Raw genomic sequence first — 19967 nt, 5'->3', positions numbered from 1 at the left:
GGCATGCTCGGTACGCAAGCGGCAGCGTCCGGACCGCGGGTGACCACGCGCGTTGTACCAGCCGGTCAGCTCGTGGAACGGCACCTGGCCCGGGAGGGCCTCTTCGTCGGACAGGACGGGTGGCGACGCGGTGCTCGCCGCTGGTGAGGACCGCGCCTCGTCGGCCACAGGACCCTTGCTGGCCGAACTGGTGTCCGAGCTGCTCGGGGTGTGCGTGGGGTGGGCGGAAGAGGTCGAGCGGTGTGGAAGATGCTGGCCTGTCGCCCGGGGGTGTCGCGTAGAGGACGAGCGTGCAGCCGGTCGCGGCCAGGACCCCGGCTGCCGCGAGGAAAGCTCGTCCCCGGCTGTTGCCTGCAGGTGTGGTGGTCACAGGATGCGGGCTCCTCCGGCGTAGTGGGACATGGAGGTGCCGGAGTCGACGCGGACTCTGGTGCCGGGCCGGGCGGCGTTGACCATCTGACCGTTGCCGAGGTAGATCCCGACGTGGTGGATGGTGCTGTTGCGGGTGGGGATGTAGCCGTAGAACACGACGTCGCCGGGCTTGAGCGCTCCGATCACTTGGGGATGTAGCCGTAGGACACGACGTCGCCGGTAGAACACGACGTCGCCGGGCTTGAGCGCTCCGATCACTGTCGTGACCAGGTGTCTCACCCGAAGCGGGCGGGTGAGGAAGTACGGGCGCTGGCCAGCCGAACTGTCAGCCCGTCTCCCGGTCAGGGAACAAGCGCCGCCGCAGCCGACCGCCGACTTCGCCTACGGCAGTGACCGGCACAGTACTCGCCGCGCACCCCGCGAGGTCTGTCGGCTGATCGAAGTCCTTGGCCGGGAACGGGAAGGCCGCGGTTACAGCCGCCCACCGCATAGCCCACAAGCTGTTGGCGGACCACCGGGCCGTCTCTTCACACCATCAAGATACGTCCCTCGTCCTTTGCCCTGAGCGGCCCGGGATCTTCTGCCGGGTACTCATCGCCCGGGGCCGGGGCCTGTCGAAGGCGACATGCCAAGAATGGGTTGGAGGGCGCCGAAGGCGACCCACCCGTTTCGCAGCTTCGGCAGACTGTGAGGACGAGGAACTCCCACCACTACGAGGAGAGGCATCCACATGCCGCGGATTCCCGTCCACACCATCGACAGCGCGCCCGCAGCCGGCGGAGAGATTCTGCGCCGCCTGCAGAAGCGATTCGGGAGGGTGCTCAACATCCACGGAGGGATGGCCCATTCCCCCGTGGTCCTGGAGGCCTACGCGGGCATCACCGGGGCTATCGCCGATCATGGCACCTTCGACGCCCGGACGCGCGAGGCGATAGCCCTGGCCGTGGGCGCGGTCAATGCGTGCGCGTACTGCCAGTCGGCGCACACGGTGTCGGCGAAGGTGTCGGGCCTCACGGTGGAAGAGACCGTGGTGATCCGCCGCGGGGAGGCGGGCGACGACGTGAAGCTCGCCGCCCTGGTCCAGGTCGCGAGGGAGATCGCCGGTGAGATCGGCGAGGCATCCGACGCGGCGTGGGACGAGGCCGTGGCCCAGGGCTGGACGGACACCGAGCTGACCGAGGTGTTCGTCCATGTGGCACTGAACCTGTACACCAACTACTTCAACCACTACGTCCGCACGGAACTCGACGTCCCCGCCGCCCCGGACATCGACGACTGATCCCACTGGCCCGCTCCCGTCCGGCTCCGGGGCCGCACAGCTCCGGAGCCGACTGGGAGACCGGCCGCGGTTGCCCATCGAGACCTCGGCGCCCCACAGGTTCGGGTATCGTCTGCGCCACAATCATGGAAGCCCTTGTGTGCCCCAAAAGTCATACCGGGCAACGAAGTTGACTTTCAGTCAGGCGGCTTGCGGTCGGTACGCGGCGCCGGTGGTGGACTGCACGACCGGGCGCCCTTGGTCCAGCGGGGAGGCTTCTTCATGAGTCGAACGGGTGTGCGTCCCAGAGTTCTCGTCGTAGGGGCAGGCCTGGCCGGCACCGCAACGGCGATCCGGCTGCTCCACTTCGCGCGAAGACCTCTGGAGATCGTCCTGCTGGAGCGGCACCCCGACTACCGCTCCGCAGGTGTCGCCTACCACCGCGACGGCAACCCCTGGGACCACGTCTTCAACATCCAGGCCGGCCGGATGTCCGTGTTCCGGGAGGACGTCCTCGACTTCATCCACTGGGCCAACCAGGAGGCCGACCGCCGGGACTGGCCGCAGCGCTGGGCCGCCCAGAAGTTCACCGAACAGGGCCCGGCCCCCCGCCGCCTCTTCCAGGACTACCTCCACGACCGGCTCGCCGAGGCCACAAAGGAGTCCTGCCCCGGCGTCGTCCTCGTCGAAGCGGACGGCGAGGCGCTCGACATGCAAGCGTGCGACCGGGGCTTCGAGGTGACGCTCGGCGGCCTCGCCGCCCACGGAATCGAAGGTCTGCGCCCCGGACCCGTGGCGGACACACAGCTGCTCCAGGCGGACCACGTCGTCCTGGCCACCGGGCTCGAACTCAAGGAGCCACCCTTCGCGGCCGAGGCCGCCGGGCACCCCTCCTTCGTGCGGAACCCGTACTCCGCGACCGGAATCCGTAAACTCTCCCAGCTGCCGCCCGACGCAACCGTGGCCATCGTCGGATCGGTGCTGAGTGCCTACGACTCGGCGGGCCTGCTGCTGCGTAACGGCCACACCGGGCGGATCCACCTCATCTCCAAGTCCGGGACGATCTTCCGAACCTACCCCGGCACCCACGAACACGGCGTGCTGTGGCTGCCCCGCCCCGACACCCTGCTCGAGCCCTACCGCGACCGCGAGGAATTCCTCGCCCGGGTCAGGGCCGCATGGCGAACGGCCTGCTCGACGGTCCGGGAACAGCACCCCGACATCGCCTCCGTGATCGTCTCCGAGCGGATCGCCAAAGCGTGGGAGCCGTACCTCCCCGAGGTCATCGAACGCATCCCGACAAACGAGCTGCGATGTCTGCTGGACGAGTTCGCCACCACCATCGCAGCCCTGCGCGTCGGTGCGGTGGAGTACACGATGGCGATCATCGAGCGCGCGATGCACCCCCAGGACGGGCGGGTGGAACTGGTCGTCGGAAGGGTGCAAGCGATCACACCCGCCCAGTCGGGGGGGCTGCTGGTCTCGGTCGCCGCGCAACACGAGCGACACAGCGTCGAAGCCGACCTGGTGGTATCCAATTTCGGCAGGGAGTTCGACTACGAGAAGGTAGAACAGCCACTCTGGCGAAACCTCCTCCAAAAGGGCCTCGCGGTCCCTCACGCACGCACCGGGCGCGGCCTGGAGGTCGATGAACGCGGAACTCTGCTGGACGCCGACGGCCAACCGGCCGGCCCCGTCTCCACGGTCGGCGTGCTGCGGGAGGGGGACGAGATCGTCCGGCACGGCCGAACCGGCGCGTTCGCGTTCAACCTCGCCGCCATCAAGAACCACTCGGTCTCCGTCGCCGCACACGTGATCGAGCAGCTTGAACTGCGGCTGGACGGCCTGAACGACATCGCGGCCCAGCATCCCCGCTACCACAGCCTTGTCAGCAACCCGGAGGAAGCGGACCGGGCGGCGCTGGAGGAGTCTGTGTTACTGGAAGTGCGGAGGCTGGCCACACGTGAGCGAAGGGAAAGAGAGGCACTCGACTCCCGCTTGAACGCGAGCATCCGATCCCTGGGCGGTCTCCCGACACTTCCGGCGGACATCTCCCGGCACGACCGCCTGATGAGGGCGGCCGTCAACCGGGTGGCCGTCGAACGGCTCAACGACGTCTCCGTGACGCCACGGCAGCTACGTCGACAACTGGGGATAGGGAACGCCGAAAATCCGGAGGGCTAGTTGAACGGGAACGGGCGACGGATTCTGGGAATTCTTCTGGCCGGCGGCACCGAAAGCGTGCTGCAGGGCACCTGTAACCGGACAAGAAGTCCACGCGAGGGAACCATCCTCGTCGCCCCCTCTCTCGAAGCCGGGCTGTATGACGCCATCGTGGCCGCCCGCGCGGTGGTGTGCGGCTCCGGCGGACTCACCGGCCACATGCAGTCGCTGTGCCGAGGCAGAGGGATACCCGTGCTCCGCGTCGACGAGGCGGACCTCGCCGACCTGGTCGGCGAAGTGACGCTGTACCTGGAAAGCGCGTCGATCGTTGTCGGACCGGAAACGCCCTCGGAGCCCGAGGCCGACAGTCCCACACTGGATGACCTCGGCTCGGCGTGTGCGGTGATCGCGGACCTGCAGGACATCACCACCATCAACTCCTGCGGACCGAACGCCGCACGCGTCGAGTCCTTCTTCATCCGCGAGGAGTTTCTCTGCCTCGCCCTGAGCCTGAGCCCGCTCGACGCCATGGCCGGCGGACCCGCCGACATCACCGCCTACGGACAGGCCATCGCAGAGCGGCTCTGCGGCTTCGTCGAGGCGCTCCTGCCCGGCCAGCGGCTGGTCCTGCGCATGCTTGACCTGCGCTCGGACCACGCGGCCGACGTCACAGAAACCGCCCCCGTCGCGGTCGAGCCCAATCCAGAGATGGGCATGCACGGCGCACGCTGGCTGCTCGGCTCCGTCGCCTACCGCGAAGCCCTGCACGCTGTGCTGGCAACCCTGCGCAAGCGCCTCGGCGACGACGCCGACCGCGTACAGCTCTCGGTGCCGTTCGTCAGCGACGAGACCGAGTTCGCCCAACTCAGAGCGCATCTCGACTTACCCGACGGCGCCCCCCTGTCCGCGTTCATCGAGACACCCTCCGCAGTCCACGCCACCTCGGCGATGTGTGCCGCCGGCGTCAGTGAACTGTTCGTCGGCATCAAGGACTTGGTGCAGTTCTATCTCGCTGCGGACCGGGGAAACCACTTGGTCGCAGACTCCTACCGCACCCGCCATCCGGCCGTCCTGGACGGTGTGCGCAGGGTCGTGGAGTCTGCCCGTGCCGCAGGCACCCCGGTACGCGTCTTCTCACTGGCATCGGACCTTGACCACTACCTCAAGAACCTACCGACGCCCGACGGCTACATGATGTGTACTGCCGAACTCCAGCAGATGCTCCTGCCACCCCCCTCCCGGACCTGAGCCCCAGACTGTCCTTCCCGGGGCGTTCCCCTCCCGGGGAACGCGTGGCACCCCCCCACGACACAAGAACAGGGCTGCACCTGATGTGGGCGCAACGCCGCTTCGAGAGACGGGGGTCGCAGTCGCGACGGGCGGCGAGACCGATGGGCGGCGAGGCCGATGGGCGGCCCCAGCCGCCTTCGCCTGCTTCTCCTCTTGGAAAACGAAGCGGTCCTCATCGCCCATCGGAAGGCAACGCCCGCCTACCGAAGCGCTCCAGGCCTGAACAGGCGAATCGAACTCCGGAGCCGTCCAACCAGCAAAACCGCACTCCCCACGGATGGTTGGGGGCGTCCGGAATTCCCGCCAACACCTGATGATCTGCGGGCTCTTGTCACCGAGGGTTCGACACCGTCATGTCAGTGGGCGAGTATCGAACTCTCAGCTGTTCAGTGACTTCGTGGGCGAATTCCGCTGCTGTCAGGGACACCGAGCAGGTGCTGACAATCTTTGGCGTTGATACGGGTCAAATTGGTCGCAGGTTCGCACAGCGGGGAGCGCGTTGCCGCTGGTCAGGAGTGTGTGCGGGCGATGCGCCGCGGTGTCGGGGGCCGTGGGAGGCGGCGCACCGTCGCCTTCTACCAATGGTGGCCGAGTGTGTAGCAAATCCCCTGTGCGGTGAGGCGGAGTCGTTCACCGCCCTAGGGCCTGTCTTCAAAGGCTGTTGATGGGGCATCATGTGACGCATGGTGCGGCGGCATGAGCTCTCGGACGACGAGTGGGACGTTCTGTCGGGGCTGCTTCCGCGGACGGGCACGGGGCGGCCCCGGCGGGACGACCGGGTGGTGCTGAACGGGATCGTGTGGAAGCTGCGGACTGGTTCGGCCTGGCGTGATGTGCCGGAGAGGTATGGGTCCTGGCGGACGTTGTACACACGTTTCCGCAGGTGGGCGCTCGATGGCACGTTCACGCGGATGCTTGAGGCCGTTCAGGCTCAGAAGGATGCGGCTGGGGACGTTGACTGGCTGGTATCGGTGGACTCCACGATCGCCCGCGCTCATCAGCACGCGGCCGGCGCCCGTAAAAAGGGGCAGGTCCCGCAGAAACGGCACACGCTCACGCCCTCGGACGATCCCGTGGCGGACTGACGACCAAGATTCACCTCGCCTGCGACGGCCGCGGCCGTCCGCTCGGCTTTGTCGTCACAGGCGGCAACATCAACGACTGCACGCAGTTCGAGCAGATCCTTGCGCAGATCAGGGTCTGCCGTCCAGGCCCAGGTCGACCGCGCAACCGGCCTGATCATCTCCTGGGTGACAAGGGATACAGCAGCCGAGGCATACGTAACTACCTGCGGAAACGCGGTATCCCGCACACCATCCCTGAACGGTCGGACCAGCAGGAGAACCGCCGCCGTCGAGGCAGCAACGGCGGCAGGCCGCCCGCGTTCGACAAGGAGCGCTACAAGCAGCGCAACGTCGTCGAGCGCTGCTTCAATGCGTTAAAGCAGTACCGGGCCATCGCCACCCGTTACGACAAAACCCGCGAATCCTACGAAGCGGCACTCACTATCGCGTCACTCCTGATGTGGATATGACCCTTTGAAGACAGGCCCTAGGCCGTGATGAGTGGGAAGAATGGACTGTCCGATGCACGGTCCTTGAGCTGTCCGCGGACGCCGCCGGTGCGTACGAGGCAGCGCGCCCAGGTCGAGAGGGGGCAGAGCCGGCATCTGCGGTGGGCTGCGTGGTCGTGGACTTCGACGGCGACCGCGGTTTCGTTGACGCCGATGCCGCGGATCAGCGCGAGCCCGCTGATGTCTGCCCCCGTGACCGCGCGGACGGCCAGCGCTGCCGCGTACAGGGGAGTGCGCCACCGTGGTTAGCCGTGCGGCGAGGACGTCTGCCGGTGCGCGGTCACGATCTTGCGCGAACGGTGCGCCATTTGTCGGCACGAGCGCGGGGGCGCCCTGGCACGGGGCACGTTTCGGACGGTCCGTCACCACGCCCTGCGACCACACCGGGGAGGTGATCCACTGCGCCTCGCCCGGGCTGGAGGCCGGTCCCGTGATCGCTTGCTGTCCGGCGCCTCGCGTGCCGTCCGGTGAGTGGCCCATGGTGCGGTCCAGGACCGCACGGGCCAGAGGGAGGGTGTCGACGAGGCGGTACGGGGTCTGTTCGAGGAGCGTTCTCAGGGCAGGGCCGGCCGGTGCAAGAGAAGGCTGACGCGGATGCCGCAGCGTTCGCGCAGGGCGAGTAGTTGATGCCGGCGGGCGGTGGTGAGGCAGTCGGTGCGGCAGACGATGAGATGCCCGATGCGGTGGGTGAGGATCCAGGCGGCGACCACGTCCAAGGCGGGGCGCTGGGAGCCGGCCCACGTCCCGTACGTCTCTCCGCCATGAGGGAGTCCCCTGCCCAGGGCGTGGAGCAGGTCGTGGACGAGGGCGGCGGGTGCTCCGATGGCAGAACCGGGGTCGACGCTCACACGTCCCAGGACCAGGTCGTGTGCTGCATGCGCGGCGACCGTCCAGCTGGAGTGGTCGTCCTCGCCGACGAGGACAGTGACGGCCGGGAGGACACCGCCTGCACCACATGCCGCCGATCTTGCTGAAGACCCAGCGCACGAGGTCTTCGTCGACCTGTCCGAGGTCCAGTTCCCTCAGCCGCCCAGGATGCAGGTGGTGATGCCGGCCCAGTCGCGGAAGCTGCCGTGGACGGCCCGTTTGGCGACCGCGTCGACCAACGCGGTCGCCACCTGTGTCCAGACGGGGTGGAAGGCAGGGACCGTCCCCCTCACTTCGTCCTTGGACATGCGGGTGAACTCCTGCCAGATGAAGATCCTGGATGCCCGCATGCGGTTCGCGGCGCAAGACCTTGCAGCAGCCGTCGCCCCCGGCGAAGACCACGGCGATGCTGGTGCGTATGCCGTCCCACAGATGGCGCCAGAACTCGAACCCGGCCATCTCCATCCACTGCGCCTCATCACAGACCAGGACCCAGAACTCCTCGGCGAGCACCTCCCTGAGGAGGGTGTCGAACCCGATCGGGCGGGCCGGCGGCTCACCGGGCAGCCCCAGCGCCTGGAAGAGACCGTATCGGATGTCGCGCGGGGCCTGCCCGGCCCGCAGCTCCAGGCGGTGGGACAAGTCCGGGCCGAGATAACGCAACGCGGAGTTCACCGACATGGCCCTGCCGGATCCGGCCGGCCCGCAGACGCCCATCATGGCCCTGGCCCCGATGACGGCCCCGACGTTGTCCCGAGTGGTCAGCAGCGTGCCCGTGCCGACCAACTGGGCCTGCTCCAGGCCCAGGAAATGGCCTACGCTCCCGCCGGACAGCAGCCCGTAGTCCAAGTCAGCGATCATCAGCTCCGTCCTCATCACGAATGGGTGTGCGCGAGGGCCCGGGGCGGACACAGGTACCGGGTGCGGGGCCGTGCGGAACCAAGTCAGGACCGGCCGGCGCACGGCGGTCCGTCTGCGCCGCCACCCCCAGTTCCTCCTCGGCCTGCGCGGAGGTCGAGGCAACGCAAGCCGTCCGGCGCACTGCCGAGGCAGCGTTCCGAGCGGCCGACATGGAAGCCGCTCTCCCCGGCCTGGATGACGCGATCGACACGCTCGCTGCTCATGCCCGGCCCGGTCCTGAGCCAGAAGCGAACGCTGCGAGGGAGGGCTCTCATTGAGCAAGGGCAGGCCGACCCAGGCATTACCGAGCCGCACGCGGTCATCGAGCGCGGCCATCCTCTGTCCGCACCGCGCGCAGGGCTGGATTGCCAGCGCTCTCCACAACACCGATCGGTGCGACGAGCCCGAGCCGTACCTCCTCCAAGCGGCCGACCGGTTGGACGAAGAACGAGCGCCACACCAACGCAGGCACCTACCAGGCAAGGCCGGCTACGGACTCTGCTTGATCCGACAGAGGCGTGAGTCCGAGGGCAAGCGCAACTGCCAGAAGGTCATTGCACAAGCTGAGCGAAGGGGCGACGACGAGTTCGCCGAGGCCACTCGCAGGACGCTCACAAGGATCTTGGAAGAGAGACCCTGAACCGACGACACGCCGACGGAGACGGATGCCGATTGCGGAACAACAGGTACGTGAACAGCAACGCAACAGGCTACCTACAGCCGTGTACACGCCCGGGGCGTGTGAAAGGGGCATTTACGCCCACCTCATGCCGATCGCGGAGAGCCGCTCCACTCGCTCAGGTGCCAGCGTCGCGGCCCGGGACCGCTGGTTACCGACCCAGGCGCCCAGCCGGACCTCCCGCTGCGCCCCGTCCTCACCGTCGCCGACCACGATGGTCTCGACGTGCTTGCGCGGTACCCGAAGGTGCCCCTCGCGCTCGAAGAACTGCCGGGCGGCGGCGAGGTGCAGCGCCCATTTCTCGGCCTGGCTGGCCCTCGGCCTCGGCTTCTCGTCCTCGGTCGCGGGCGTGACCCCGAGGACCTGCTCGCACATCCACTGCTGCACGGTCGTGAGCTTGTCCCAGCCCAGCCGCTGCGCTCGCACCCACCGCCCGAGGTCCTCGCCGCGGTGTACGACGACGCCCGGCTCGGTGGGCAGTTCGCCGCCAACCTCCTCCAGGTGCAGGCGGGTGAGGTGGAAGGCGCGCTGCCATTCCACCGGCCAGGCCGGGCACCAGGACGGATCGATCTCCTCCAGCTGCTCGCGCCGCTCCTCCGACAGGGCGCCGGCCCGTGACTCCACCGGCAGCCCTTCGGCCCGGCGCTGTTCGAGGTCCTGGGCGCGCCGGGCGGCGGCGCGGGCGTTCTTCAGCCAGATACCGACCTTGTACCCCTGGTGGGCGGCGTCCAGCGGGGCCAGGAGGTGGCCGTGTTCCGCCGCCCATCCACGGGCGGCGGACACGCCCTCCTCCCACGCGACGTCGAAGTGGGACCAGACCATGCCGAGCTTCTCCAACTGGGCGACACGGCCCTCGTCCATGTCCCCGCGGGCGTAGAACCTCCTGGCGTCGGCGGTCCACTGCCCCAGCGGGAAATCGGCGAGCGAGGCCGGCCACCCGACCTCCGGCACGCGGTATGTGAACGGCACACGCAGGTCGCCGTGATCGCGGGCATAGATGACGGCGGCCTCCACACCGCGCCGCCAGTGCTCGTGATGACTAGCACTCCAATGTCTTCAATACTTGCTTGAGAGTGTCCGCCGACTCGGCCTGCTGACCTGGCGGATTGGGCAGAGTCCATGGACGGGACGCGCGAGTGTCAGGGGACATTGTGTGCAATTGCCCAGGACATTGGGATGCAAGCCCAAGTAGACGCTTCTCTGACCACTGGCGAGGGATGGGCTGCCGGAAGAGAACATTCCTCGCAGTGATAGTGGGGGATCCGAGTGGCCCGACTGCCCGCCGACGACGACAAGGAAGCAGCCCCTCGGGCGTGGGGGTGAGGCTGAGGCCGGCGCCCTGCTGAGTGCCGAGACGGAAGCAGCCCCACCGGCGTGGGGACGAGTGCTCTGGGCCGTTCCTGAGCCACCCGGGCGGAGAAGCAGCCCCACGCGTGGGGACGAGGTCTCTGCCGATGCCGGGAGACTTGAGGAGCTGGAAGCAGCCCCACGCGTGTGGGGACGAGGTTGAGCAGTGCGGGTCGCCCTAGCGCATTCGGAAGCAGCCCCACGCGCGTGGGGACGAGACCTTCCCGGTCCGCCACCGCGTTCTCACCGGAGAAGCAGCCCCACGGGCGTGGGGACGAGACGTAGCGGCCGCAGTTCGGCCATGCCCCCGCCGAAGCAGCCCCACGGGCGTGGGGACGAGGGTTCATGGGCGTCCAGCGCGGCGAGCGCGCTCGAAGCAGCCCCACGGGCGTGGGGACGAGGCTTGCTGACCTGGGAGGATGCGGAGCCGCAGTCGGGATTTCCTTCACTTATGACAGCACCGGACCGTATAGCCCTGCAAGCTCCTTGCCCATTTGCTTCGCCTCTGGGGGCGTTGGTGGATCTTCACGGTCCTCGGATCACGGTCGGATGGAACTGTGGCTGCCGGACGTCACGTCCGGACCTGGGATACAACCTCGCCTGCGTGGCGGTGATTTGCTCGCTGAGGTCAGGGCGATTGTCGTGGGCGACCGAAGCTCGCACGGCGTCCGGGTGTGCCTTACACCTGTGGGGAAGCGGGGCACATCTGAGGGATCCGCTGCTGAGCCGTGCCAGCCCCACGCACATGCGGGGCGACTTGGTCGAGCGGATGCTGCCCATCGAGGAAGCAGCCCCACGTGTGTGGGGACGACAGCCATGCCTTGGGCGCGGAGAGATAGGCCGCGGAGTCAGCCCCACGCGTGTGGGGACGAGACCGCCCTGGTGAAGGCTTCGGCTGAAGAGGGGGAAGCAGCCCCACGCGTGTGGGGATGAGAGAGAAACCCCAGCCCGGAGGTGCGAAATCTGGAATCAGCCCCACGCGCGTGGGGACGACCCCCCGCGGTTCGCAGCGAGGTCAGCGCCCTACCGGAGTCACCCCCCCCCGCGAGTGGAGAGGAGGCCTGCTGGAATTCGGAGACGCTGTGAATTCTCCTTGTGGCAATAGCGAACCATGGAGCTGCCCAAGGTCCAGTGTTTTGCTGGCTGATCCGCACTGCGCGACAAGTGTGTCTCTCGAGATCGTTTGTTGAGGTATTTGCCGGTTGGGAGGTTGTTGAACTTCCTCGTTTACGGTTCGTGGATCCTTTGTCGCACGGATCGTTGGCGTGGCGGTGGTCTGAGAGTGGTCTTCACTAGAAGGAGGTAATTCGCTGCTGTGTTTGTCAGTTGCTGAGACTGGAGTGGGTAGTCAGCGGTGCGAGCCCACGAAGGCAGCGTGACAGTGACGGGAGTGTGGTTTGTGTGGGGGTGGTTGAGGACGGGCGGTTCGGCGGTCTTCCGTTATGCGTGTGGGGGAAGTTCATTCAGAGGTTCCGACTCGGGTATCCGGTGCTCTTTCACATGCTGGATGTTGCCGTGGTGGCGGGGGAGTTGTGGGACAAATACCTGACGCTTCAGCAACGCCGGTTGATCGCGGACGGCCTGGGGCTTGGCCTGGCTGACGCGCGGAAAGTGGTTATGTTCTGGGCGGGCTGCCATGACCTGGGCAAGGTCAGCCGTTTCCAGGAGTGCGAGCCGGTCGGCTGGGCGCGGGTGAGTGACGAGCTGCGCGCGGACACTGGCGGCTGGCCCCTGATGCGGCATGAGCGGGCATCGATGCACGCGATGGCGCAGATCCTGGCCGAGTTCGGCTACCCCCTGAGCGGGAACGCGAGCCCCGCGGTCCGGGCCGCTCAGATTATTGGCGGGCATCACGGCTGGTTTCACCAGTGCGATGTGCGCGGCTCAGCCAGCAGCGCCGGAGTCCAAGCCGAGCTCGGCGGACCGCTCTGGCAGGAGGTGCGGTTGCGCTATGCGGCGCAGGTCCGGCACTTGACCGGCGGCAGCGCGGTTCCGTCACAGGTGTCGGTGCCGGCGGCTGTGCTGATCTCAGGGCTGGTGATGGTCGCGGACCGTCTGGCGAGCCAGCCGCACGTGTGGGTGCCCCGCGCGATGGCCCCGGCGTTCGGAGCAGCAGAGCACTACGCCGCGGCCGGCAGGCCTGCGTCGCCGATGGCGGACGAGTCCTGGGCTGCACAGATCGTTACTGACTCCGGCCTGGAGCGTGTCGATCTCCCGCCGGCTTCGTTCACCACCGCTCACCCGCATCTTGAGCACCCCAACCAACTGCAGGAATCGGTCATACGGCAGCTCGACCCCGTGATCGCGGACAGGGGTACGGGAATCCTGGTTGTCACGGACAGGACCGGAGCAGGTAAGACCGTCACCGCACTGGAAGCGCAGCGGATCTTCAACCACCACTGCGACACGAGAGGCGCGGCGATCCTGCAGCCGTCCACTGCCATCGCTGATGCCCTGTACGAGACGCTTGTGACGTACGTGGCCGCACACCGGCCGGAGCGAGCACCGGTCACCCTTGTCCACAGCCACAGCTACCTGAATCCCGCCTACACCGACCACGCCCTGGCCAGGGCAGGGCAGCTCACCCTGGACGAGTACTTCACGCCCCGCCCCGGCATCCATGGCCGGCCCGAGCACAAGGTGACCGTGCCCGATCCGTGGCTGCGCGGATTCGACCGTGCCCTGCTGGCCCAGTTCACCGTCGCCACCCTCGACCAGGCACTGATGGGCGTCCTGCCCAGCCGATACAGCGCCCTGCGGATGCTGGCCATGTCGGGCCGCACCGTCATCATCGACGAAGCCCACTCCTACACCCCGTACACCCTCACGCTGATGCAGCGCCTGGTGCACTGGCTGGGCGCGTTGGGCTGCCCGGTTGTGGTGCTTTCAGCGACCCTCCCCGCAGAGCAGTCCGCCGGCCTGATCCGTTCCTACCTGTCCGGAGCCGGCCACCCGCCCGCAGACCTTGCGGAACGCGACTTCACGGTCCCCTATCCCGGCTGGCTGTTCGCCGCTGCCCACGACGCCTCTGCAACGCTGATGGATGAGAAGACGCGGCAGACCCACATCCGTGAGCACCGCTCCACCGCCTCGATCAGCCTGACCGACGTCACCCACCAGCCGTATGGAGACCCAGACCGAATCGCTGACACGGACGGGCGGCTGCAACGTATTGCCCGCGAGGTGGAACGGGTGGCCGAGCACGGCGGATCCGCCGCAATCCACACCCAGACCGTTGCCGAGGCCCAGGACACCTACCGCTACCTGCGCCGGGCCTTTGAAGCAGCCGGCATGGCGGCAGGAGAAGAGCTGGTTCTCCTCCACGCACGCTTTCCCGGCCATCAACGGGAGCCCCTCACCCGCCGGATCTGCGACGTGCTCGGGCCACGCGGCCGACGGCCACGCAGGCTGATCGCGGTGACGACCAACCTGCTGGACATGGGCCTGGACATCGACCTGGACGTCCAGGTCAGCGACCTTGCATCCTTGCACCGGCTGCTGCAACGCATGGGCCGCCTATGGCGGTTCGAATCCCTTTGGCGCGACCACGACCCTCACGGCCTCGATGCCCGAAGGCCGACGTGGGTGCGTAAGCAGGGCCCGGTGATGACCGTGCTCAACCCCGTCGAGGACGGGCGCACCGCTGTTCCTGACGGATGGCTGACGGGGGACACCGAGTTCTGGATGCACCGCACCGCAGCCCTCCTGTCTGCCTCCCACCCGTACCAGGTGAGACTGCCCGAAGACGTGCCCGACCTCGTTCAGCAACTCCACGCCCCGGCGCAACACCCCGCCCGCGTGCCGGATGCTCTCGCCGACCTGTACACCGCGCATGTGGCCGCCGAACGGCACGCCACGTACCTAGGCGCCACTCAGGCCGTTCCTCCACCAGACAGGGTCGGCTCCCTGGCCGACCTGCACCGCCGGCCGACCACTGCCGGACAGGCCGCCACGCGCGACGGTGACCGTCCCCGCCGCCTGCTGCCATGCCACGTTCAACCCGGTGGCCGCCTCACCCTGGATGCCCACGGAAATGTTCCGCTGCCACAAGGGCCGCGCCTCAAACCGCACGAGATCCGTCGCCTACTCCAGTGCGCCGTGCCCGTACCCGCAGCGTGGGTGCAGCAAGCACCCGACCAGGACGCGCCCAGGCCGAAGGCATGGACGGAGCATCCTCTGCTGTCGGATCTGATCCTCCTCGCACACGATCCCCAACACCCGGGCCCGGTCTGCTTCGGCCGGCATCAGCTGCACATGGATCACGAACTCGGCCTGGTCCACCGCATCCTCACCTGACCGTACCCAACCCAGTCGAGGCGGCCCGGACAACTCTCGGCGCCCACAAGTGCGCAGTCCCGGGAAGCTGCCAGCACAGCGCACGCGCCACCGCACGGAAGGCTGCCTCTGGCAGCTGAACACACGCTAGCCGCAAGAGGAGCCAACATCCGGGGAGTTGTGCGCCAGGCGCACGTCAGACTGCGCGCGCTACCGCTGGATTGTGTGACAAGAGATCGTTCGCTGTCCGGTCAGCCTTCGCGCGTGCTGTGCTGAACAGGTCCGCAACCTCTGTGCTCCGGGCCATCCGCCTTCGGCAGCTGCTGCCCGCCCCCTCAACGCCGCGCACCCGCCCGATCCCCTGCTCCGCCCCGACCGTCTCCCTTTCCTTTGGACAGGGGACCAGGGCTGTCGAGAGGAGGCCTTGCGATCACCCCCCGCTACTGTCTCGCCGAACGCCCATGGATCCCGATCCGCTCCGGATCCCATCACGACGGGCTGGGCCTTTCAGGCGTGTTCCATCACGCCCACGAAATCGAGGACCTGGCGCTGCCGATCCCGCCGGCCGAGTCCTCACTGTGGCGGATCCTCACCGCGATCACCGCACGCATCACCGGCCTCGACCGCCCGGACATGACCCGCAACGAATGGCACACCAAACGCGCCACGCTCCTGAACAGCCGCAGCGGATTCGACACGGAGGCGATCGACGCCTACCTCACCTCATATGTCTGGGACCTCTACGACACCGAGCGGCCCTTCCTGCAAGACCCCCGCCTCCCGGACCAATGCCGGGAAGCAGCCGGCGTGAACGCACTCGTTCACGGACGCCCGTCCGGGAACAACTTCGCCTGGTTCTCCAGCCACAGCGACACCCGCCCCCACCCCGTACCCAGCCACGAAGCAGCCTGGCACCTGCTCATTCACCACTACTACGGACGCGCCGGACGATGCTCCGCCCGCACCGTCGACGGCATCACACAAGCCGACCTCCGCGCCGGCCCCGTCAGAGGAACCATCTCCTTCCACCCCCGTGGCCGCACCCTGTACGAATCGCTGCTGCTGCACCTGACGCCCTACCAGGGAGACAACCAGCCCGAAGACGACCTGTGCCCCTGGGAAGCAACGAGCCCGCCCCACCCGCTCGACCCTCCCGCAGCCGTGACCTGGCCCGGAGGCGTGCTGACAGGCCGCTCCCGCCACGCCCTGCTCCTGGTGCCCGACGGCGACGGCAGCCACGCCGTCAACGCTTTCCTGACCTGGGCCGCACCCCATCGTGGCCTGCCGGCCACCGACCCCTACCTGATCATCCACACCGATCCGAATAAGCCCGCCGAAACACGCGACAGGCCCCGGCGCGCCGACGCTGACCGGGCTCTGTGGCGGGACCTGGACACTCTGCTGCTGGCAGGCGATGAGACGCACAACGTCCGGCGCCCTGATGCCTTTGCACACCTCAACGAACTGCCCGAAGAGGTTGCCAAGCACCTGACCGTCCGGGTTCACGGCTTCGACCAGGAAGCCAAGACGAAGGACCGCGCCTGGTACACCGCGGTCACACCGCCGATCTGGCCGTGGGCGCAGGAGAACGACCCGGCGATGGCCAGCCGGATCGCCGAGTGCCGCCGGGCGGCCGAAACCCTGGCCGCCGTACTGGCACGCGCCGCTGCCCAGGCGTGGCGCGAGACCGTCACCCCGCCCACTGGAAGGGCCCGCACACCGGGCAGACGCGGGGATACAGCCAAGCCCCTATGGACGAGGCAGGCCCTGGCCCACTACTGGCCGCGCGCTGAGCAGATCTTCTGGAACCTCGTCGAACAGCACCCCGAACGCCCCGCGTTCCAGGTGTTCGCCTTCCTCGCGGCCGACATCCTGCGCCAGGTCACCGCTCCGGCCCTGGCTCATCACTGCGGCGCTGGCCCCGCCCTCGCCCGCGCGATCGCCACCATCCGCAAAGCATCCGCTCCCCGTCCCAAGGACCCTTGATGAGCCTGACATCCGTCGAACGCCGAACTCACTACGACAAGTTCGTTGCCCAGGTCCGCGACCTGTGCACCACCAACCGAATCCGGGCAGACCTGGCCGGAAGCCGAGGCCGCCGCGTGCAGCAGTGCACCAAAGCCCACCCCTACCTCAGCAAACTCACCCACGCCCACGGGGCCAGGCGCGCGCACTACACCGTTGCCGCCCTCATCGCACTCGAACCCCCCGCCCGCAACAGCACCCCACCGCCCGAGAAACCGGACGACGACGCCGACCAGGGGCCGGCGTTGTGGCACCGAAGGCCCAACCTCGGTGCCACCCTCGCCACCGCAGCCGCACGCCGCCCCGTCAGCGCCGTCGCCTGGGGAGAGAAATTGCAGCTCCTGTCCCGCCTGTCCACCGACGTCCTGCACCCCCGCCTGCCAGGGCTCGCCGACCAGCTGCTGCAGGCCGGCTGTCGACCCGACTGGGCTGTCCTCCTCAACGACCTTGCGTGGTGGGACCACGACCGGCCAGCCGTCGTCAGCCGCTGGATGGACTCCTTCTACCTGGCCCTGCCTGACGACGCCCCGACCCTCGACCCCCGGGAATGGTGATCATGCGCGCCCGCTACCTGGATCTTCACATCACCCGCAGCCTCCCCTTGGCCAACACCAACCGCGGAGAGTACGGGGAACCCAAAACACTGCTCCTGGGCAACAGCACCCGCGGAGCCATTTCCAGCCAAGCCATCAAACGCGCAATCCGTATGGAAATCGAGGACGAACTCGCCGAACCCGCTGTCCGCACACGCAGGATCCCGCCCCGCGTCATCACCGCCCTGAAAACGGCGGGCTGGCCCGACGACCTTGCGGTCTTCGCCGGAAGGCAGATTGCCGGCAGCGCGATCAAAGGCGGCCTCAAGACCGACCCGACCAAGGGCCACCGTACCCAGGCCATGATCTACACCGCCGAGAAGGGACTCCTCGAAGACCTCACCGCGCTGTGCACCCGCCACCGCGCCCAGCTCGAAGACGCCCTGGCCGCCACCCTCAACGGCTCCGCCAAGAAAGGCAGAAAGAAGCAGGAGGAAGCCGAGCCGCCCAGCCTGCTTCCGATGAAGGACATCGGTGAGATCCTCGCCCGCCGCACCGCCTGCATCGGCCTCTTCGGCCGTATGCTCGCCGGCCATGAAGCCAGCAGCGTCACCGGCGCCGTTCAGGTCGCCTGGGCCTTCACCACGCACACCAGCGACTTCCAGCCGGACTTCCTCACCGCCAAGGAGGACTGGCCCGCACCCGGCGACACAGGAAGCGCCCACCTCAGCACCGCATTCCTGACAGCCGGGGTCTTCTACTGCTACACCACCATCAATATCCCCGGCCTCACACACAACCTCGACGGCGACAGCAAACAGGCCCTCGAGCTCCTCGCCATGTACATGGACGCCTTCATCATGACCCTTCCCCAGGGCAAGGCCACCTCCACCGCCCCCCACACCCTGCCCGACACCGTCCACTACACAGTCCGCGACCGCCGCCCTGTCTCCTATGCCGCCGCATTCGAACAACCCGTGCGCGCCGCCACCGCGGGGGGCTATCTCACCCCTACCCGGCACGCCCTCGCCGCCGAGGCGGCCCTCACCGACCGGCTCATCGGCACCCGACGACGCATCGGCCACGGCCACGTCACCGCACACCCCACACCCCTGGACCACCTAGGCCCCCACCACGACAGTCTCGACGACCTCATCGCCTCCGCCGTCCGCGACGCCGCACTACCGCCAACCCCATGAGCGCCCACAGCGGACTGCTGCTGCGACTCGCCGGCCCCCTCAGCGCCTACGGCACCCAAGCCGCGTTCACCCACCGCGACACCAACATCCACCCGACCCGCTCCGCAGTCATCGGCCTGCTCGCCGCAGCCGCCGGCCGCCCCCGCAACCAGGTCCTACACCCCTTCTCCGACCTGCCAGGCCACCCCACCTACCACGACCTCACCCTCACCATCCGAATCGACAAGCCCGGCACCCTGCACACCGACTACCACGTCACCGGCGGCGGCTACCCCCGACCCATGTCCCTGCGCACCAGCACCGGCAACCACCGACCGCCCAGCGGCTCCGCCCTGCCCTCCCACCGCATCTACCTCGCCGACGCCGCCTTCACCCTCGCCCTGACCGGTCCGCCCCACCTCATCGACACCATCGCCGACCAACTCGAACACCCCCACTACGCCCCCTACCTCGGACGCCGCGCATGCGTCCCCGACGAACCCCTCGTCCTCGGCAAGCCCCTCACCGACCCCGTCCACCACCTTCTGCACCACACCCCCCTCACCCTGCCGAACCCACCCCGCCCAGACGCGGAAACCGTCCCCGTCACCGTCGTGTGGGAACAGCCCCCCACCCACACATCCGCCGCGCGTCCCTACGAACTCACCGACCAGCCACGCGACTACACCCAAGAAACCCGTCAGTACTCCCGGCGCCGCCCGTGGCACACCACCGAACACCTCCCAGCCCACCTCTACGCAGGACGCCACCCCCAGACGGCTCTCGCCGACTACCTCGAACGGGAACCCTCATGCACCAAGCGCGCCTGACCTGCATCCAGCTCAACCTCGCGCACCCCGCCGTACGGCGCGACCTCGCCGACTACGTCGGGCTGCACAAAACACTCATGCGCCTGGCCACCCACGACCCCGACTGCGCCCACCCACGCCGAGCCGCCGGCCTGCTGTTCCGACTGGAGCACGAGCACACGACACCCCTGCTGTACGTGCAGACCACCGCATCACCCCAACTCGAGCACCTGCCCCCCGGCTACGGCGACGCCCGCACCATCGACCTCGCCCCCGTCATCCACCGCCTGACACCCTCCATGCGCGTGCGCTACCGCATCATCGCCAACCCCTCGACCCGCATCGGAAAGAACCCGCCACGCCGCCATCCCGGCCCCAGTGGCCGACAGACCACCCCCGCCACCCCCTTCGGCGAGGAGCAGTCGTCGCCCTTCGCGGCCCCGACGCCCTCGCATGGTGGCACCGCCGCGCCACCCAGGCCGGACTTGCCCCCGACACCACCACCATGGAACCCCGCAACTTCCGACGGCCCCGGAGCGCCGGACCCGGCCCCTTCCACCGCCTGGTCCAGTTCGACGGCACCGCGCTCATTACCGATCCACAGTCACTCGCCACCGCACTCGTCAACGGCATCGGCCGCGGACAGTCCTACGGCGCAGGACTGCTCTCCCTCGCCCCCGCATAGCAATGGAACACAC

13 protein-coding genes and 3 pseudogenes are annotated in these 19967 nt (G+C 68.2%); 11 read left to right on the top strand and 5 right to left on the bottom strand.

What is annotated here, in order from left to right; genetic code table 11:
• Nucleotides 1–366: 366 nt before the first annotated feature.
• Nucleotides 367–558, bottom strand: coding sequence for a C40 family peptidase (locus tag OG844_RS01440; RefSeq protein ID WP_406387547.1), 192 nt, complete (start codon nucleotides 556–558; stop codon nucleotides 367–369).
• 544 nt (nucleotides 559–1102) lie between these two features.
• On the opposite strand from OG844_RS01440, the gene OG844_RS01435 reads away from it, so the two are divergent.
• The 4 genes from OG844_RS01435 (at nucleotide 1103) to OG844_RS01420 (ending at nucleotide 6617) form a co-directional block, all read left to right on the top strand.
• The gene (locus tag OG844_RS01435; protein ID WP_406387545.1) at nucleotides 1103–1651 is read left to right on the top strand and encodes a carboxymuconolactone decarboxylase family protein; all 549 of its coding nucleotides are present in this window, start codon (nucleotides 1103–1105) and stop codon (nucleotides 1649–1651) included.
• A 261-nt stretch (nucleotides 1652–1912) separates the two neighbouring features.
• Nucleotides 1913–3814, top strand: coding sequence for an FAD/NAD(P)-binding protein (locus OG844_RS01430; protein WP_406387543.1), 1902 nt, complete (start codon nucleotides 1913–1915; stop codon nucleotides 3812–3814).
• Nucleotides 3815–5041: a putative PEP-binding protein gene (locus OG844_RS01425; RefSeq protein WP_406387542.1), complete on the top strand. Its 1227-nt coding sequence runs from the start codon at nucleotides 3815–3817 to the stop codon at nucleotides 5039–5041. It abuts the gene before it with no gap.
• 725 nt (nucleotides 5042–5766) lie between these two features.
• Nucleotides 5767–6617, top strand: a protein-coding gene (locus OG844_RS01420) for an IS5 family transposase (protein ID WP_406387540.1) whose coding sequence is annotated in 2 segments (ribosomal slippage) — nucleotides 5767–6118 and nucleotides 6118–6617 — 852 coding nt in all. Because the reading frame shifts where the segments join, the coding sequence is not laid out codon by codon here.
• A 593-nt stretch (nucleotides 6618–7210) separates the two neighbouring features.
• Here OG844_RS01420 and OG844_RS01415 read toward each other — a convergent pair.
• The 4 genes and pseudogenes from OG844_RS01415 to OG844_RS01400 form a co-directional block, all read right to left on the bottom strand.
• Nucleotides 7211–7504, bottom strand: a complete 294-nt coding sequence (locus OG844_RS01415; RefSeq protein WP_406387538.1) for a hypothetical protein — start codon at nucleotides 7502–7504, stop codon at nucleotides 7211–7213.
• Nucleotides 7505–7678: 174 nt separating this feature from the next.
• Nucleotides 7679–7831: a hypothetical protein gene (locus OG844_RS01410; RefSeq protein ID WP_406387537.1), complete on the bottom strand. Its 153-nt coding sequence runs from the start codon at nucleotides 7829–7831 to the stop codon at nucleotides 7679–7681.
• Nucleotides 7832–7958: 127 nt separating this feature from the next.
• Nucleotides 7959–8204, bottom strand: a pseudogene (locus tag OG844_RS01405) (ATP-binding protein); the annotation flags it as partial.
• A 973-nt stretch (nucleotides 8205–9177) separates the two neighbouring features.
• Nucleotides 9178–10125 (bottom strand): annotated as a pseudogene (locus OG844_RS01400) (helicase associated domain-containing protein); the annotation flags it as partial.
• A gap of 1716 nt (nucleotides 10126–11841) precedes the next feature.
• Between OG844_RS01400 and OG844_RS01395 the strand changes: the two are divergent.
• The 7 genes and pseudogenes from OG844_RS01395 to OG844_RS01365 all read left to right on the top strand — a co-directional run bounded on the left by OG844_RS01395 (nucleotide 11842) and on the right by OG844_RS01365 (nucleotide 19954).
• The gene (locus OG844_RS01395) at nucleotides 11842–14745 is read left to right on the top strand and encodes a CRISPR-associated endonuclease Cas3'' (RefSeq protein ID WP_406387535.1); all 2904 of its coding nucleotides are present in this window, start codon (nucleotides 11842–11844) and stop codon (nucleotides 14743–14745) included.
• Nucleotides 14746–15114: 369 nt separating this feature from the next.
• Nucleotides 15115–16710: a type I-E CRISPR-associated protein Cse1/CasA gene (casA, locus tag OG844_RS01390; RefSeq protein WP_406387533.1), complete on the top strand. Its 1596-nt coding sequence runs from the start codon at nucleotides 15115–15117 to the stop codon at nucleotides 16708–16710.
• Nucleotides 16710–17303, top strand: a complete 594-nt coding sequence (gene casB, locus OG844_RS01385; protein WP_406387532.1) for a type I-E CRISPR-associated protein Cse2/CasB — start codon at nucleotides 16710–16712, stop codon at nucleotides 17301–17303. Before casA ends, casB begins: the two co-directional genes overlap by 1 nt.
• Nucleotides 17297–18481, top strand: a complete 1185-nt coding sequence (gene cas7e, locus OG844_RS01380) for a type I-E CRISPR-associated protein Cas7/Cse4/CasC (RefSeq protein ID WP_406387531.1) — start codon at nucleotides 17297–17299, stop codon at nucleotides 18479–18481. Before casB ends, cas7e begins: the two co-directional genes overlap by 7 nt.
• Nucleotides 18478–19290, top strand: coding sequence for a type I-E CRISPR-associated protein Cas5/CasD (gene cas5e, locus OG844_RS01375; RefSeq protein ID WP_406387530.1), 813 nt, complete (start codon nucleotides 18478–18480; stop codon nucleotides 19288–19290). The genes cas7e and cas5e overlap by 4 nt, the downstream gene beginning before the upstream one ends.
• Nucleotides 19272–19571 (top strand): annotated as a pseudogene (locus tag OG844_RS01370) (type I-E CRISPR-associated protein Cas6/Cse3/CasE); the annotation flags it as partial. The gene cas5e and the pseudogene OG844_RS01370, both read left to right, overlap by 19 nt.
• On the top strand, nucleotides 19481–19954 hold the full coding sequence (locus tag OG844_RS01365) for a type I-E CRISPR-associated protein Cas6/Cse3/CasE (RefSeq protein ID WP_406395959.1): 474 nt from the start codon (nucleotides 19481–19483) through the stop codon (nucleotides 19952–19954). The pseudogene OG844_RS01370 and the gene OG844_RS01365, both read left to right, overlap by 91 nt.
• Nucleotides 19955–19967 lie beyond the last annotated feature (13 nt).

This window comes from Streptomyces sp. NBC_00887 (assembly GCF_045207585.1).
Note: the sequence above shows the minus strand (reverse complement) of the source record. Positions and strands in the feature narration are given on the sequence as shown.